The organism is Paenibacillus xylanilyticus (assembly GCF_013359935.1).
GTDB classification, from domain to species: Bacteria; Bacillota; Bacilli; order Paenibacillales; family Paenibacillaceae; genus Paenibacillus; species Paenibacillus xylanilyticus.
The window spans coordinates 1-271 of record NZ_JABMCB010000107.1; the positions used below are offsets into that span (position 1 = coordinate 1).

Sequence of the window (271 nt, forward strand, 5' to 3'; positions counted from 1 at the left end):
AAGTTCAGCTAAAAGGAATGTTCTAATTCGCAATTTTCGTTTCGATATCTAGTTTTCAAAGAACAAGCTCCATGCAAAAGCAAGCTGTTTTGAGAGTTTGAGCTCTCAAAACTGAGCAACGAGTGAGTTGCGCAGGTTCAGAGAACCTGCTTATTTGAATGTTTCCACTCGGGAAACGATTCTCCATAGAAAGGAGGTGATCCAGCCGCACCTTCCGATACGGCTACCTTGTTACGACTTCACCCCAATCATCTATCCCACCTTCGGCGGC

1 rRNA gene is annotated in these 271 nt (G+C 45.0%); it reads right to left on the minus strand.

Annotation, left to right across the window (positions count from 1 at the left end):
* Positions 1 to 189 precede the first annotated feature (189 nt).
* Positions 190 to 271: ribosomal RNA gene (locus HP552_RS01050) — 16S ribosomal RNA — on the minus strand; the annotation flags it as partial.